Annotated in this window: 15 protein-coding genes; 2 read left to right on the top strand and 13 right to left on the bottom strand. The window is 27.6% G+C overall.

Features of this window, described 5'->3' with window-relative positions; all coding sequences use genetic code 11:
* Window positions 1-137 precede the first annotated feature (137 nt).
* Window positions 138-1,049 (bottom strand): recombination protein NinG, encoded by a 912-nt coding sequence (locus KGF50_RS14645; RefSeq protein WP_227848732.1) that lies wholly within the window; start codon window positions 1,047-1,049, stop codon window positions 138-140.
* A 280-nt stretch (window positions 1,050-1,329) separates the two neighbouring features.
* Here KGF50_RS14645 and KGF50_RS14650 point away from each other — a divergent pair, with 280 nt between their 5' ends.
* Window positions 1,330-1,683, top strand: coding sequence for a GIY-YIG nuclease family protein (locus tag KGF50_RS14650; RefSeq protein WP_227848733.1), 354 nt, complete (start codon window positions 1,330-1,332; stop codon window positions 1,681-1,683).
* Between the two features lie 416 nt (window positions 1,684-2,099).
* Here the strand turns inward: KGF50_RS14650 and KGF50_RS14655 are convergent, their stop codons facing one another.
* The 10 genes from KGF50_RS14655 to treC form a co-directional block, all read right to left on the bottom strand.
* Window positions 2,100-3,038, bottom strand: a complete 939-nt coding sequence (locus KGF50_RS14655; RefSeq protein WP_227848734.1) for a cell wall-binding repeat-containing protein — start codon at window positions 3,036-3,038, stop codon at window positions 2,100-2,102.
* A 102-nt stretch (window positions 3,039-3,140) separates the two neighbouring features.
* Window positions 3,141-4,376 (bottom strand): glycosyltransferase family 4 protein, encoded by a 1,236-nt coding sequence (locus KGF50_RS14660; protein WP_227848735.1) that lies wholly within the window; start codon window positions 4,374-4,376, stop codon window positions 3,141-3,143.
* A 44-nt stretch (window positions 4,377-4,420) separates the two neighbouring features.
* Complete coding sequence (locus KGF50_RS14665) at window positions 4,421-5,275, bottom strand: hypothetical protein (RefSeq protein ID WP_227848736.1); 855 nt, start codon at window positions 5,273-5,275, stop codon at window positions 4,421-4,423.
* 128 nt (window positions 5,276-5,403) lie between these two features.
* Window positions 5,404-6,579: a phosphoribosylaminoimidazolecarboxamide formyltransferase gene (locus KGF50_RS14670; protein WP_227848737.1), complete on the bottom strand. Its 1,176-nt coding sequence runs from the start codon at window positions 6,577-6,579 to the stop codon at window positions 5,404-5,406.
* Between the two features lie 98 nt (window positions 6,580-6,677).
* Entirely contained in the window at window positions 6,678-7,562 is an 885-nt protein-coding gene (locus KGF50_RS14675) for a fumarylacetoacetate hydrolase family protein (protein ID WP_227848738.1), read from the bottom strand.
* 335 nt (window positions 7,563-7,897) lie between these two features.
* Window positions 7,898-8,410, bottom strand: coding sequence for a PTS glucose transporter subunit IIA (locus KGF50_RS14680; protein ID WP_285894668.1), 513 nt, complete (start codon window positions 8,408-8,410; stop codon window positions 7,898-7,900).
* Between the two features lie 60 nt (window positions 8,411-8,470).
* On the bottom strand, window positions 8,471-9,253 hold the full coding sequence (locus KGF50_RS14685; RefSeq protein WP_227848739.1) for a sulfite exporter TauE/SafE family protein: 783 nt from the start codon (window positions 9,251-9,253) through the stop codon (window positions 8,471-8,473).
* Between the two features lie 92 nt (window positions 9,254-9,345).
* Window positions 9,346-10,467 carry a radical SAM/SPASM domain-containing protein gene (locus KGF50_RS14690; RefSeq protein ID WP_227848740.1) on the bottom strand — a complete coding sequence of 374 codons (1,122 nt, stop codon included), beginning with the start codon at window positions 10,465-10,467 and terminating at the stop codon, window positions 9,346-9,348.
* A 47-nt stretch (window positions 10,468-10,514) separates the two neighbouring features.
* Window positions 10,515-11,879: a sulfatase gene (locus tag KGF50_RS14695; RefSeq protein ID WP_227848741.1), complete on the bottom strand. Its 1,365-nt coding sequence runs from the start codon at window positions 11,877-11,879 to the stop codon at window positions 10,515-10,517.
* An 18-nt stretch (window positions 11,880-11,897) separates the two neighbouring features.
* Window positions 11,898-13,556: an alpha,alpha-phosphotrehalase gene (treC, locus tag KGF50_RS14700; RefSeq protein WP_227848742.1), complete on the bottom strand. Its 1,659-nt coding sequence runs from the start codon at window positions 13,554-13,556 to the stop codon at window positions 11,898-11,900.
* A 280-nt stretch (window positions 13,557-13,836) separates the two neighbouring features.
* On the opposite strand from treC, the gene treB reads away from it, so the two are divergent.
* A complete protein-coding gene (gene treB / locus KGF50_RS14705; protein WP_227848743.1) occupies window positions 13,837-15,276 on the top strand; it encodes a PTS trehalose transporter subunit IIBC in 1,440 nt (479 codons plus the stop codon).
* A 110-nt stretch (window positions 15,277-15,386) separates the two neighbouring features.
* Here the strand turns inward: treB and treR are convergent, their stop codons facing one another.
* Together treR and KGF50_RS14715 are read right to left on the bottom strand one after the other, a co-directional pair.
* A complete protein-coding gene (gene treR / locus KGF50_RS14710; RefSeq protein ID WP_227848744.1) occupies window positions 15,387-16,100 on the bottom strand; it encodes a trehalose operon repressor in 714 nt (237 codons plus the stop codon).
* A gap of 331 nt (window positions 16,101-16,431) precedes the next feature.
* Complete coding sequence (locus KGF50_RS14715) at window positions 16,432-16,923, bottom strand: CPBP family intramembrane glutamic endopeptidase (RefSeq protein ID WP_227848745.1); 492 nt, start codon at window positions 16,921-16,923, stop codon at window positions 16,432-16,434.
* Window positions 16,924-16,971 lie beyond the last annotated feature (48 nt).

Raw genomic sequence — 16,971 nt, forward strand, 5'->3', positions numbered from 1 at the left:
GTTTTTGTCAACTCAAAATTACTATTTTAATTAAAATTTTCAATAAAAAAATATATCACTACTTAGATATATTTTTTATAACTATTCATTCATTTAATAGTTATTTATAATTAAAATCTAAACAATGATATATTAATTTACTTATCTTTTTTAGCTCTACTTCTACTTTTCTTTACATTTGAGCAATTTCTACAGGAAGGCGAACAGTATTGAGATTTAGAATTTGTAGGTATATAAATCTTTCCACAGTACTTACATTTATTTAAAGATGCAGGTTCACTTGTAATTGCAAATGCATAGATAGTTTCAATGGCTGTTTTTAATGAATTAAATTCCCATGCAATAGTTGGTTTATCTAATTGACTTATAGAAAATCCAATCTTTTGAGGATTAAACCCTCCAGACATAATAGTTACACTTTCAGTTAGTAAGTTAGACATATTTTTATAAACACAAATTTGATTAAAATGTCTACACATATCCTTAGCAAAATTTACAATCCAATCCAATTGTTCTGTATAAAACCTTGAAAATACTAAATCTAAAATCAGTGGTCTTTTTCCAAAAAACTTAGGTGATTCCTCTCGTTTTGATACATCTATACCTCGTTTATATTTTTTAAAGTACACATCTTCATCACTTGCAAATGGGATGAACATATTTATATACTCATCAGTATTCAATATATTCTCTTTTGTAATATAATTCTTTTCAATCATCAGTACTCTTTCTTCACCAACAATATCTCTATTATATACACTTGAATAAATTAATCCTAACAGTCCATATTTCTTTACAAATTCGAGTACTTCTTTTTTTAATCTCATTTCTTTAGTTTCTTTTGATATATCTTGTAATGCTTCTTGCCCTATGCGAATTATATCTACTATAATTTCATCTGCAACATCAAATGGATTGTACATAGTAAACACAGCATCTTCTGTTGGTACTATATACAGTTCGTCTTCTTCAGTAATTTTATATTCATAATCACTATATCGAATCCAATCACTAGCAAAATTTCCAATTAATTCTATATTTTTATTCATAATAATACCTTCCTTCCAATGTAATAGTTAATATTTATTTACTATTACATTTTTAGTTTATTCTATAATTTTTATCATGTCAACTCTTCTTTTTAATTTTATATAGCATTAAATCATATAACAACGCCAATTTTCTATATATTAATACTAACCAATAGTAATCTTATAATTAATTTTATCAAAATCTATTTACATTTGAAATCAATCTCTTTATAATAATATGTAATATATAAATAATTTTACATATTACATATTAATTATAAAGAGAGGTACTCATAAAATGGATAGAAAACGTGAATTAAAACAACTATACAAGGAAATGAAATTTGACATTGGTGTATTTATGATAAAAAGTGATGTTACTAAAAAGATTTACCTTGGAAAGAGCAATGACATAAAAAGCAAATTTAACTCCCTCAAATTTCAACTTGGTGCTGGGTCATGCATGGTAAGAGATTTAAATAATGATTGGAAAAAATATGGAGAAAAAGCATTTACATTTGAAATTTTAGAACTTATAAAACACGATGATAATAAAACTGAAAAAGACTACTTAGAAGAATTAGATATTTTAGAAATGGTTTGGTTAGAAAAGTTAAAAGAAGATAAATCTTATGAGATTTATTCTTTATAAAAAATAGGCATCATAGCTTCTTTTTGATGTGAATATGATAGGATGGAATTGTCATATGATTTTGTGTATGGCTCAATTCATCTTGCCACTTATGGAGGTGTCTCAAAATGAGCTTTTTAGTTCATTAGGCACTCTTTTTTTATATGAAATCAAATATATTTTCATCATTTCAACAATGAAAAAGAGGCTTATCTATATTTTAGGATAGCCCCATTATTTTTTAGTACACCCAATTCAATTTTAGTATATAATTTTGATACATAATCTTAATAAAAAAATCTTCTAATTGATTTTTATCATAAAATCAACTAGAAGATTTATATAGTTTAACATTTATACACTATATATCACTAAAACATAAGCATTATACTGACTTTTACTGTATATTATGTATTCATTTTACTGACAACATTCTATTATTTTGTAGCCTCTAAACATTGCTCTATAACCTTATTATCATTTATACCTATTGCAGTAACTTTATTAGCATTATTTAATATACTCTTATCGCTTTTATCTGAAACTAAAACAACAGGAGTATTTTTAGCCATTGGTGAAGCAACTAAAGCATAAACTAAATCATCTCCACTTGCCACATAAAAATCTTTTGTTTCACTATAAAACTTCTTAATTACATTCTTATTAGTTTCATATCTATCACTACCATCAATTCTAGTTGCTCTATATCTACTTACTATATAATCACTTAGTGTAGATTTTCCTCCAACTGCATATACTGGAACAGGTGAAACACCAAACCATGGGTCTAAATCTGTATCTTCTGCTGCTGAAGCTATATCCTTTGTCAATAGAATAGGAGCACCATCTCTATACGCAACAGACGCAACACTCACTGCATCAGCTTCATCTTTAAATCCATTTACTAAAAACGTCTTATCACTTCTTTTTATCTTTTCTATTTCAGCTGCGATTTTATAACTTGTATCTACTCTATCTACTCCATCAATTCTTATAACCTGCATTCTTCTCATAAGTAGCATTTTTTCTACATCTTTACTTATAGTATTTTCGCCACCTATTATATATATCTTAGTAACTCTATTAAGCCTTTGTAAAGTGGCTTCTGGTATATCATCCTTATTAGTTAATAAGATTGCTGCATTATTTACCCCTGCAAGACCACTAGCAGAAATACCATCTACCATTGTAGAATCAGAATTGATAAGTACAGCTGTTGTATAATCTTGCTTATCTGCAATAATGCCAGCTGTTTCATATTTATCCGTTCCTTTGATATTTTCGATTTTATCTAGTGCATTTGCTGATGTTGGAAAACTAACACTTAATAATAATGCTGAAATACCTAATGCTAATATTCTTTTACTAAACTTCATAAATTACCTCCCTCAAAATAAATATATTTAGTATCAGTATAATATAAATTCGCTTAAAAGTAGTGTAAAAATAGTTACACTTTTTTTATAATTTGAATCATTCTAAATTAAACACATCTCATCCATTGAAATAACTTCATTCATCCTATAAGCTAAACCGTCCCATGTTTTTTTTGACATATCTACAAACAACCTTTTCTCTAAATTAGATAATAGATATTGTATTTTAGAGTCCATTGCATTATATAAATTCTTCTCAAATATAGGTAACTCTTCTTCATTTGGAATACCTTCTCCATGCATAGAAGGTAGAGTTACATATTCTATCTTGCCAGAATCATTAATCTCACTACCAATCCATTCTCTAACACCAGGAATATCAGTGGTAATTACATCTAGTCCACATGATAAAGCCTCTAAAACTACAACAGGCAATCCTTCATAAAACGATGGTAATACAAATATATGTGACTTATTAAATAACTCAGCCAAGTCACTTTGGTCTAATTTTCCTAGGAAATTCATTTTAAATGGAGATTGACTTGCAAGCTTAACAATCTCATTATAAGATTCAACATCACTTCCTGTACCTGCAAAATTTACTTCTATTAAATCTTTACGATATATTAGTCTGGATATAGCTTTTATAAATGGAATTAATCCTTTTGATTTACATATCTTTCCTGCAAATACTATCCTTATCTTATCATTTTTTATTTTATAATTTTTATCATAAAATACACTATCATTATATCCACTGCCAATCACAACTACTTTACTGTCACTTACTCCAAAAGTCTTTATAATATCATTTTTTTGTTTTTTATGAAGAGCAAATATTAAGTCTAATTTTTTTATATTTGATATTATATATTCTTTTTCTAAATCTATAGTGTTTAACTGTCTTAAGCAAGTCCCATGACAAACAGACATAACTTTAATATCTTTCACAATCTCTCTAACAAATGCAGTTAAAAGATATAAATGATGACATATTATAATATCTGGCTTAAAATCTTCCTTAGCTCTGTCTATATTTATTTTAAATTGATGTTTTAATCTATTTATCATTTCTACATTTAAATCTCTATATCTAGTACTTTCATATGGCATAGAATCACTCATTCCTACAACAGGAAAATTTAATTCTCCACAATTATACTTTACTGGATAAAAACTTACATCACTTGAAAAACAGTTTACATTGTCATTAACATCTATACCTGCAATTACAGCTTGCTCATGACCTATTTTTTCAAACCCTTTTATCATACCACACATGTATATTCCACTACCCGTACTATTTGGTTTTTGTGTTATTATATGAAGAATTTTCACTTTTTTACTTACCGCCCCTCTAAAATTAAACAATTTCATATAATCTAATCGTTATATATATCTAGATACAAACAAGATGAATCATCTTTTACTTTGAATCTTGGCACCTTAATTGCTTTATAGTCGTTATCCTCAAAGTCTCTAACTTTATTATGTATATATCCTATGCCAAATTTTTCTGCTATACGTATCAATTCTTCTTCTTTTATGAGGTTATACCTATCACAAGCACTTGTAAAACCATCACTTGTTAACATCAGTTGAAAATCTTTTTTTATTTCTAAGTATCCGTATATTGAGTTTTCCACAGCGTCCTCATCAAAATCCAATATCCAGTATCCTTCTTTGGTATTCTTTTTCAATCTATTGCTTACTATTGTGTCCATGACACTTGACTTTATCTCATCAAAAGTCATTTCTTCTAAATTAGAAAGCTTACTCATTTCATCAAACACAGCGTTATCAAATTTACAAATAGTTCTATCTTTTATGACTTTAGAATCTCCATTTTTAATAAACAAAGCACAATCTCCTAATAAAAAATACTCTACTTTATTTTCATGAAATTTAACAATAGCTATAGAACTTGATGGTAAATCTAATTTCTCGACCTTTATTCCATTTAACTTTGTCTCATACTCTTTTTTAACTTCTATTATTCCATCATTAACAATGCTCTTTAATGATTCTTCTTTATTCATATTTTTATATAAATACTTATTCCACCACTGAACATACCATCTTGCATCACTTTCATCTGATACTAAATTCCTTCCATTGAGTCCTGTCGCACCATCCAAAACCCATGCACCAAATGGACTTATCCCAACTACATCTTCATTAAATTTCGCTGTACCTTGACTACACAATAGGCTATAGTCTCTTATATTTAAAGCCATACCATCCTCCAAATTGAATATCTAAAAATAAAGTTCTATTTAAAATTATACAACAAATAAAAAAATCTACAACAAAACTTGTTGTAGATTTTTAATTTAATCAGTATTTATTTTATATTTTTTATACTTTAGTGGTGAAATAATCTATTTTTAGTAAATGCCATAACTATATTGTACTTATTGCAAGTTAATATAACATTATCATCACGAATAGATCCACCTGGTTGTGCTATAAAACTCACTCCACTTCTTTTAGCACGCTCTATATTATCTCCAAATGGGAAAAATGCATCAGAACCAAGTGCTACTCCTGTTAAAGTTTTAAGCCATGCTCTTTTGCCTTCTCCAGTAAGAGGTTCTGGTTTTTCTTCAAAGAAATTTTGCCATATGCCATCAGCAAGTACATCCATATAATCATCAGAAAGATATACATCAATGGTATTATCTCTATCTGGGCGACCTATATCTTTTTTAAATTTTAAATTTAATACTTTAGGATGTTGACGAAGATACCAAGTATCTGCTTTATTACCTGCAAGTCTAGTGCAGTGAATACGTGATTGTTGCCCTGCACCTACTCCTATTACTTGTCCATCTTTAGCATAGCAAACTGAATTTGATTGTGTATATTTTAATGTGATAAGAGCTATAATTAAATCACGCTTTGCACTATCTGTAAAGATTTTATTATCTGTTGGAATATCTTTTAACAAGTCTTCATTTATTAATATTTCGTTTCTACCTTGTTCAAAAGTAATTCCATAAACATCCTTTGTTTCAATAGGTTCAGGAGTATAATTTTCATCAATTTTTACAATATTATAATTCCCTTTACGCTTTCCTTTTAATATTTCAAGAGCTTCATCTGTATACCCTGGGGCTATTACACCATCAGAAACTTCTCTTGCTATAATAGTTGCAGTCTCTTTGTCACACTCATCTGAAAGTGCTATAAAATCTCCATAAGAAGACATTCTATCTGCCCCTCTTGCCATTGCATAAGCACAAGCTAATGGAGAAAGCTCTAAATCATCAACAAAGTATATTTGCTTTAAAGTATCTGATAAAGGTACTCCTACTGCTGCACCTGCTGGACTTACATGTTTAAATGAAGTCGCTGCTGGAAGACCAGTAGCCTCTTTTAGTTCTTTTACAAGTTGCCAGCTATTAAATGCATCCAAAAAATTTATGTATCCAGGCTTTCCATTTAATACTTCTATAGGAAGTTCTCCATTTTTCATATAAATTTTTGATGGTTTTTGGTTTGGATTACAGCCATACTTTAGTTCTAGTTCTTTTGCCATACACTCATCCCTCTCTATAGTAAATTAATCTTAAATTTGACTAATCCCATATTAATTAAATTATCCGTACTAATAAAATTATATGGCATATTTATCCATTAATCAACTATATTTTTTAAAACTCCTATTCCTTCGACTTTGCATTCAACCACATCACCGTGTTTTAAATATACTTGAGGATTCATTCCCATAGCAACACCTGCTGGAGTTCCAGTTGAAATTATATCTCCTGCCTTCAGAGTCATTCCTCTTGATAAATCACTTATTACAGTAGGTATATCAAATATAAAGTATTCTGTATTAGAATCTTGTCTTACTTCTCCATTTACCACACTACTTATATCTAGTTTTAAAGGATGCTCAAATTCTTCTTTATGTACTATGCAAGGTCCCATAGATGTATGTGTATCTAAACTTTTTCCTCTATACCACTGCACATGTTTATCTTGAAGTGCTCTTTCACTTATATCATTCATTATTGTATATCCAAATATATATTCATAGGCATCTTCTTTTGATATGTTTATACCTTCTTTTCCTATAATTACTGCAAGCTCTGATTCATAATCCAACTTTTCTACTAAGTCTCCATGTAAACTTATCTTATCATCCACTCCAATTACCTTATCTGCTCTTTTAGAGAAATAAATTGGATAGTCTGGCATAACTACATTTTTTATAACACCATCTGGAATTTCATTGACATGGTCTTTATAGTTTAGACCTAAACATATAATATCTTTTTTAGGTCTTACAATTGGGGAACATAGTTTCACTTCTTCTAACTTATAACACTTTGCATTTTCAAATGAATTGTTTTTTATTTTTTCTAAATCTCCTGTAGATACATTTTCAATAAAATCATTCATATCTGTATATAATTTACTTAATCCCAAACTATTAATTTCATAGATACTATTTGTTTCTGAGTTAAATACACCTATATTTTCTTCATTGCCAGTACAGAAAGTTACAAATTTCATTTCTATTCCTCCATTCAATAAGTTGATTAATAATATTTTATTTTTATTAGTTTATATCAATTGTAATAGATAATATATATATGTCAATATATATTTAAAAATAGAGTTCTAAAAAGTACAATAATTCACAAATATCAGAAATTAGTAAAAGTAATATAATTATAATAAGATAGTTTTGAAAAACTTTATTTATTCAGATAAACTTTCTATAAAACACAATATAAAAAGGTATACTTAATAAATAAGCATACCTGCATTCTTTCAATATTATTATGTCCAGCTATTTTTTAGTTATAATATTTTTTATTTAGACAAAACCTCTTGGTAAAGCCTATTTACTTATAAACTTTCATTAAATCTTCGCCAATACATATATCTCCAGTTCTTAAAACTTCAACTTTATCTATGTCATAAGAATTGGTTATAACTATAGGAGTTATTACAGATTTAACGCTTTTTTTAATTTTTTCTAAATCAAATCTTATAAGTTTTTGCCCACAGTGAACTTTGTCTCCCGTATTTACTAATGCTTCAAATCCATCGCCATTCATCTTTACAGTATCTAATCCAATATGTATTAGTATCTCCAAACCATCTTCACTCTTTATACATATAGCATGTTTAGATGGCAAAAATACTTGAATTACCTCACCATCAACAGGAGAAGACACAACTCCTTCTTGTGGCTCTATTGCAATCCCATCACCTAACATTTTACTAGAAAAAGCATCATCAGGAACATCAGTTATACTTAATACTTTCCCTGTAAGTGGCGATTGTAATATTCCTTTTATATAATTACTTTTTACTTCTTCAGTTTTATTTTTTGAGAATAACTTTTTGAACATATTAAATCTCCTCATCACAATAATTTAAATTAACTTCTCATATTATCTACATTATACACTTTAATTCATAAAATATATTACCTGAAATATACTATATATATTTATTCCAGTAATAATTATAGTCATATACGAGAACATATATTTAACTCTTTTGTCATCCATATTTTTACTAATAGAGGAACCTATAATTCCTCCCAACACTGCTCCTATTATCATAAAAGGTAATCCAGATAAATCATATATACCAAACCCTGTATTTATGAAAACTGTAACTAACTTTGAAATATTAGAAAATAAAATAGTTATAATGGAATTAAACGCAGCTTCTTTAGCTGATAATCCAAATAATATTGTAAACACAGCCACATTTATAGGACCTCCACCTATTCCTAAAAATGAAGATATAATCCCTAAAAAAATGCCAACAATAAAATATGTAATGTTAGTATTAAACTTAACATTTAAACTTTTATCTCTATATAAATAAACCATTACTAACAAAATAATCATTATAATATTTTGAGTTATTTTTATTATAGAAGGATTATTTACATATGAAATAGATAAATCTAGTAACCTTTGACCTATAGTACCTCCTAATACTGATGCCCCACCAATTAAAATAAGTCTAAAGTTTATTTTAAAAAGTTTTGATTTAATTTGTTTATATACAGAAACAATTGCCATTGATAACACAGTAAATGATGATAACACACTTATTGTTGAAACATCAAATACTCCAACCAAATCTAGTACTGGCTTTATTATTACACCTCCACCAATACCCGTTATAGCTCCTATAGTTGTTGAAAGTATAGCTATTACAAATAAAATTACATTCATTTAAAATCATCCTAACTAAATTTACTCTTCTCAAAACCCTTTAATTATACATAATTTTTAATCACTTTAACTTAGAATTCTAAATACTAAAATTATTTTGGTATTTGATTTTTATATACTAATGCTGATATTTTTTCTAAGTCACTAAAAGTAGACATTAAAAATTCTTTATATCCACAGTAATTGTTACTAGAATCAATATACATAGAATTTTTCATTCTTTTGCATCCACCACCACATACTCTGTAAAAATTACAATTTAAACAAATACTTTCTTCATTTATATCTTTATGCAAAAATTCTTGCATTTTAGATTTTCTTAAAATATCCAATAAAGTGTTATCTTTTATATTACCTAAATTAAAGTTATCTAGTACATAAAAATCACATGGATATACACTTCCATCAGCCTCTATTACAAATTGTGGTTGGCATTTTCCAATTATCCCACAGGTACTAGGAATTCCTGTAATTAAAATAGATATAAGATTATCTAACAAATTAATACTTATATAATTTCCTTTATCAAACTCATTTTTCCAAAGCTTAAATATTATTTTATAAAAATATGCAAAATATTTAGGTTCTAAAGAGTACTCTGACTTAGTTTTGCAATCTAAATCATCTAAGCAAGGGATAAACTGTATATACTTCACATCGTTTACTTTTATAAAATTAAAAACCTCTTTTGGATTAAGTGCAATCTGATTTGTCAAAACACATAGTATATTAAAGTCTATTTTGTATGTTTCCAGTAGTTTTTTTGTATTTATTACGTCTATATAACTTCCCTTATTATCTGAATATACACGATTTTTATCATGCAAATCTTCTAGTAAATCTAATGATAATCCTACTAAAAAATTATTTTTCTTTAAAAACTCACACCATTGATTATCAATAAGCGTTCCATTAGTTTGAATAGAGTAATTTACTCTTATATTTTTTTTCATTTTTCTAACATACTCAATAAAATATTGGAAAAATTTTAACCCTGCTAAAGTAGGCTCTCCACCTTGAAAAGCAAATGTAACTCTATCTCCATTATCCAAAATTTCAAATGTATTATTTACTATGTTTTTTATAGTATCTTCCTGCATAATACCATAGGATTTTACTTCTCTTAAATCACTCACATTTGCATAAAAACAATATCTACATCTCAAATTACATAACGATGAAACGGGTTTAATTAAAACTGATATACTTTTCATTATAAAAAACCTTCTTTATTAAATATTTTTTACTTGTTTAATATTTTCTACTTATCAGATAATAGTCTATAATATTCGTCTCTTCCTGGATAAGCTCTACCCTCTTCTATTTCTGTTTTCCATCTACTTGAACCTGTCCCTTTTACAGGTCCTTTTAAAAGTGGGTCATTCGTTTCTAACATCCAATTATCAACTTTCTTTCTCAATTCATTTGCTATGTCTTGATAATCTGAATCATTTATTAGATTGTTTTCTTCTAGTGGGTCTTTTCTTAAATCATAAAGTTCTTCTTTATCATTAGGGACATAAAATTTATCTCTAACAGCTTTACCTGATAAACTCAAATGGGAATCAACTGTAATATATACTTTAGGCCCATCTTCAAAGTTTCTAACATAGCTATATTCATTAGTCCTTATTCCTCTCATTGGTCTATACTGGTCATGCCATGTCATTTCTGTAAAAAATGAGTCTCTACCTATATCTTCATTTGTTTTTAATAAATTGGCGAAACTTTCTCCATCTATATTCTTAGGAATTTCAGCTTCGATTAAATCTAGTATAGTTGGCAATAAATCAATATTACATAATAGTGCTTCTTTTTTCACATTTTTTTGAGAAGAATTAGGTAATAAAATTATAAGTGCTGTCTCCAATCCTGCTTCTTTTAGCATCCCTTTAGCTCCTGGAAATGCAACTCCATGGTCTGTTGTCAGTATAACAATTGTATTTTTATCTAATTCTGTTTCTTGTAATTTATTGTATATTTTGCCTATTGCCTCATCTAATACTTTTGCTGAACCATTATATAAAGCTATATCTTTTCTTACCTCTTCTGTATCAGGTAAAAACTTAAATACTTCTACTTCATCCAATTTATCTGCATAAGGTTCATATTCATCAAAATCTCTATGTGTTTCAAAAAATCCTACATTTAAATAAAATGGCTTTTCTTGATTTTCTTTATACTCTTCTAAAAATTTAACTACTTCTTTAGCAACCTTAGGAGCTCTATCTCCTGGAATCGCTATAAAATTATCATATCCTAAGTCATAAGTTGAAGAAAATACTCTATCTTCTATTGGTGGTGCTTCATTTATTGTTTCATGGCTTAGTCCTATTAACGTTGTTTCATATCCATTTTTCTGTAACTCCATAGGAAGTGTTGTATGCTTAGAATCTATACAAAAACCTAGATGTGCAAGCCCCATTAACCCATTGTTATGAGGATATAATCCAGTTAGTATACTACCTCTACTTGGACTACATTGAGGTGCTGCACAAAAATAATTATCAAATTGAATTCCTTCTTGAGCTAATTTATCTATACATGGAGTTTCTACATTATACCCATAGTTACTAAATTTTCTACCACTATCATGAGAAATCATAAGTAAAATATTTGGTTTCATTAATACTACCTCTTTCTATTATTTTTTTATATCATTACTATAAAATGCTACTGTTTCATAAGGTCTTAACTTTAACTTAAGTTCTAAATCTCTCTTTTCATAGTTCCCTATCAAATATGTAAATGATTTTCCTAAAAATTCCTCACTAATCTCAACTTCAACTTCACAATCATAGAAGTTATTAAATACTATTAATCTTTCTTTTTCTAAGCTTCTAACATAAGCGTAAACCTTATCATTATCTAACAAAATCCCCTTATAAGAGCCTTCAGATATAATATTTAATTGCTTTCTTAAAGATATTAACTTTTGATAGAAGTTAAAAATCGACCCTTCTTTAAGTTCCTTTTCAACATTTATCTCTTTATAATTTTCTGCTATTTTAATCCATGGCTTTCCATTTGTAAAACCTGAATTTAGTTTATCTGACCACTGCATAGGTGTACGACTATTATCTCTGGATTTGGACTTTATAATATTCATTATTGTTTCTTTTTCAATTTTATTTTTTAAAAATTCATTATAAGCGTTATGAGTTTCAACATCTAAATAATCATCCATTTTTTCAAAGTTTGGATTTGTCATACCTATTTCTTCACCTTGATATATATATGGTGTTCCTCTTAATAGATGTATTGTAGCAGCTAGCATTTTTGATGCTTCCACCCTATATTTTTCATTACAAAATCTACTAATAGCTCTTGGTTGGTCATGATTATTCCAAAATAGTGCATTCCATCCACCGCCACTTTCAATTTTTTCTTGCCATTCATTTAAGAGTTTTTTCAACATCATAAAGTCAAAAGGTATATCGCTCCACTTTTCTCCATTTTCATAATCTACTTTTAAATGATGAAAATTAAATGTCATTGAAAGTTCTTTTTCTTCTGGAGAAGAATATAATATACAATTTTCAATAGTTGTTGAAGACATTTCTCCAACAGTTGTTATACCTTCAACTCTTCCAAAAGTTTCTTTGTTCATTTCTTTAATAAATTCATGAACAATAGGTTTATCTGTATACATTTCTTTTCCTATATTATTTGTAGAATCTTTCAATTCTTCATCTTTACCAATCACATTTATTACATCAAACCTAAACCCCTTAACACCTTTATCTATCCAAAAATTTACAACTTTATATAATTCTTCTCTAACCTTAGGATTACGCCAGTTGAGGTCAGCTTGTGTAACATCATATAAGTGTAAGTAGTACTTATCTGTATCTCCAAATTTACCCCAAGCATTTCCTCCAAATTTAGATTTCCAATTTGTTGGTAGTTGATTATTTTCTTTACCCTCTCTAATAAAATAGAAATCTTGATACTTTTTATCTCCTGCCAAAGCTTTTTTAAACCATTTATGTTCTGTTGATGTGTGATTTAACACCATATCCAGCATCAATTCTATATTATATTTTTTACTTTCATATACTAACTTTTCAAAATCTTCCATAGTTCCAAACATAGAATCTATTGATGTATAGTCAGCAATATCATATCCGTTATCTCTTTGTGGAGAAACAAAAAATGGGTTAATCCAAATTATATCTACACCCAATTTATATAGATAAGGTAACTTCTCTATAATTCCTCTTAAATCTCCTATCCCATCATCATTAGAATCATTAAATGATTTTGGATATATTTGATAAATAACTTTCTTCTTAAAATCCATATGCAAATTTTTCCTTTCATTTTTGTCTAGACAATTTTTATATTTTTATAATAAACCTTTTTTTTATTAAAATCAATATTTACTCTAAATAAAAAACATATTCCCTATACTCCTTCCATATTTCCTCTTGCTTTTGCGATTTTCCAATAATATACAATTTATCTTTTAGCAATTAAATTTTAAAAAGATTTAGGATAACGTTGACATAAAAATTTCTCTATGGTATATTATTTTCAAGATTTGTCTATACAACATCGTATTTTAAGGGGGAGGTAATTTTATGAGTACATTAAAAGAAAATACACATCATAAAGAGCAGGTTAAACAAATCCTTGAAGCAATTGGGGGAGTAGAGAATATAATATCTGCAACACACTGTATTACTAGATTAAGATTTGCTCTAAATTCAGAAAGTAAAGTTAATATAAAACAATTAGAACAAATAGATATAGTGAAAGGAAGCTTTACCTCAAATGGTCAATTTCAAGTTATTATAGGTCCAGGTCTTGTAAATAAAATTTATGCTACATTAATAGAAATTACTGGACTTAAAGAAGCAACAAAGGCTGAGGTTAAAGAGATTTCTAATAAAAAATTAAATCCACTTCAAAAAGCTATAAAGGTGTTGGCAGATATATTCATTCCTATATTACCTGCTATAGTTGCCTCTGGTTTATTGATGGGTATAAATAATCTACTTGCTAACCCAGGAATTTTCTATGAACAACCCTTTTTAGAAGTTCATAGCAATTGGGCTGGTATATCTAATATGATTAATCTTATAGCAAATACTTCTTTTTCATTTTTACCTGCACTAATAGGTTGGTCAGCTGTTAAAAAGTTTGGAGGGAATCCCGTACTTGGTATTGTATTAGGTCTTATTTTAATTAATCCAGATTTAATGCCTGGCGCACAATACTCTAAAACACCTGAAGCTGTTACTTACTGGAATATATTAGGTTTTGATATTGCTAAAATAGGCTATCAAGGGCAAGTAATCCCTGTTTTATGTTCTTCTTATCTTTTAGCAACAATTGAAAAGTTCTTAACTAAAAAAATTCCTGAGATGGTTCAACTTATTTTTGTTGCTCCTCTTACATTGTTAATAACTGGCTTCTTAACATTCTCTATCATAGGACCTATAACAATGTCATTTGCAAATTTAATTACAAGTGGAATTCTTGGATTGTTTGAAATTAATGCAGTACTTGCAGGAGCACTTTTTGGATTCATATTGTCTCCATTAGTTATAACAGGAATGCATCACTTATTCTTGGGTATAAATTTACAAATGATAGGTACTTTAGGATTTGCTACATTATGGCCAATACAAGTTATGGCTAGCCTTGGGCAAGGTGCCGCAGCTTTGACAATGTTCTTTATATTAAAAAATAAAAAAATCAAGGGTGTTGCATTAACAGCTTCAATTTCAGCTTGGTTAGGTATCACTGAGCCTGCAATATTTGGTATAAACTTACGTTATCGTTTCCCATTCATAGCATCTATGATAGGTGCAGGTATAGCTGGAGGGGTTGTATCTTACTTTAATGTTAAAGCAAGTTCTATAGGTATATCAGGTCTGCCAGCATTTTTATCTATATTTACAGACCAATGGAGTGTTTACTTCTTAGCAATGGGACTTTCTATAGCCATTACTTGCATCCTTACATATATATTCTCAAAGAGCAAATACTTTAATAAAGAATTTATAGAAAATTAAATAATATATAATCTAATAAAAAAGAGTGTCTAAATATACTGAAACCCAATCATTAGAATTTTGATTCAACAATTGAGAGTATAGTACAAAACAGACACTCTTTTATATAATTAAAGATTTCTTCTTCTTGCAAAATCTACAAATCTAAATGTATCAACCCTATGTCTAGATTCATGATACTGAAATAATCTTGTATCTTCTAAATAAACTTCACTTCGTATCACTACAACATGTGTATCTGTTCCAACATCTAGCAATATTTTATCTTCTTCTGTAACAGGAGCTACTGTTACTTCTTTATTTGCATAACCTATTTTTAGTTCTAGATTTTTCTCTATATAATTAAATATTGAGCTTTGAACTGCTGTTAGTGGTATTTCTGGTATTATTTCAGATATAAAGTAATCTTTATCTAAAATAACAGCTTCTCCATTAATTTTTCTAAGTCTTTCAACTGCTATAACCTTAGTTTTTGTATCTATATCTAGTTTTTTACAGATTTCTAAAGGCATAATCTCCTTTTTATTTTTTAGTACACTTATTTCTGTATCTAAATTTTTATTCTTTTGTAATTCATTGAAACTAATCAACCCTGACCCTTCTATTTCAAATTTATTTATATCTAAAACAATAGCCCCTTTACCTTGTTTTTTTTGTATAAACCCCTTCTCTAATAAAAGCGACTGCGCTTTTCTAATAGTTTCTCTTGATACTCGATATTTTTGAGCAAGCTTTACTTCTGTTGGTAAAAGCTCTCCTACTGCATATACATTATTTCTTATATCTTTCTCTAAATCTAAATATATTTCATAAAATTTCTTCAAGTAAATCACTCTCATTCATAATTAGTTTTAGTTTGTACACTCATCTCATTTTATATAAATATCATATTATGGTCTAAACTGTCAAATAGTATTGTTAATCTTTAAAACAAGAAATTGTCTAAGTAATATAATTAATTTCTTACTTGTGATAAAAAATATATTTATATTCAATTTGTGTTGTAGTAATTTATCTAGTTATTATATAAATTTTTTTAAATAATTTCATACAAAAAAATAAACTCCAGATATTAGAGTTTATTTTATATATAGCTATACTTTATTCTCTTCATACACTTGTTACAAGATAATTATATTATTTAAATAGATATAATCATATTATCTGTCTAGTAAATATAGCAAACATACTTCTCAAGATTATACAAAAGCTTACATCTTTAAATCTTGACTTAACAATGCCAAGTACAATACCAAAGGCAGTACCTATAATAATTTTTGAAATAATAACTTCAAATGTATAGTAAGAGTTATTATATAACATTATGTAATTACGTATAACATCTATATATCCTATATTATAAATGCCAGATAATATGGATGTTATACATATAACTTTACTCTTTGATTTTATAAAATTGTTTAAATAATTCCATATGTACTCTCTAAAAAATAATTCTTCAAATACTGGAACTATTAATACAGATAAAGTCATCATAGTTACATTAAAAAACATATAGCCTCTATTGTAATAAATTGAGATTACCACTATAGATAAAACTACTATAAAAAATATCAACTTACATCTTTTTATAAGTACATTATCTTTATTTTCATTGAAAGCTTCTGTAATTTTTCTATTTCTCATCTTATTATACAAAGAACTATTTTTTAAAAATAAAATTAATGATAATCA

The organism is Clostridioides sp. ZZV15-6598, assembly GCF_020657705.1.
GTDB classification, from domain to species: Bacteria; Bacillota; Clostridia; order Peptostreptococcales; family Peptostreptococcaceae; genus Clostridioides; species Clostridioides difficile_F.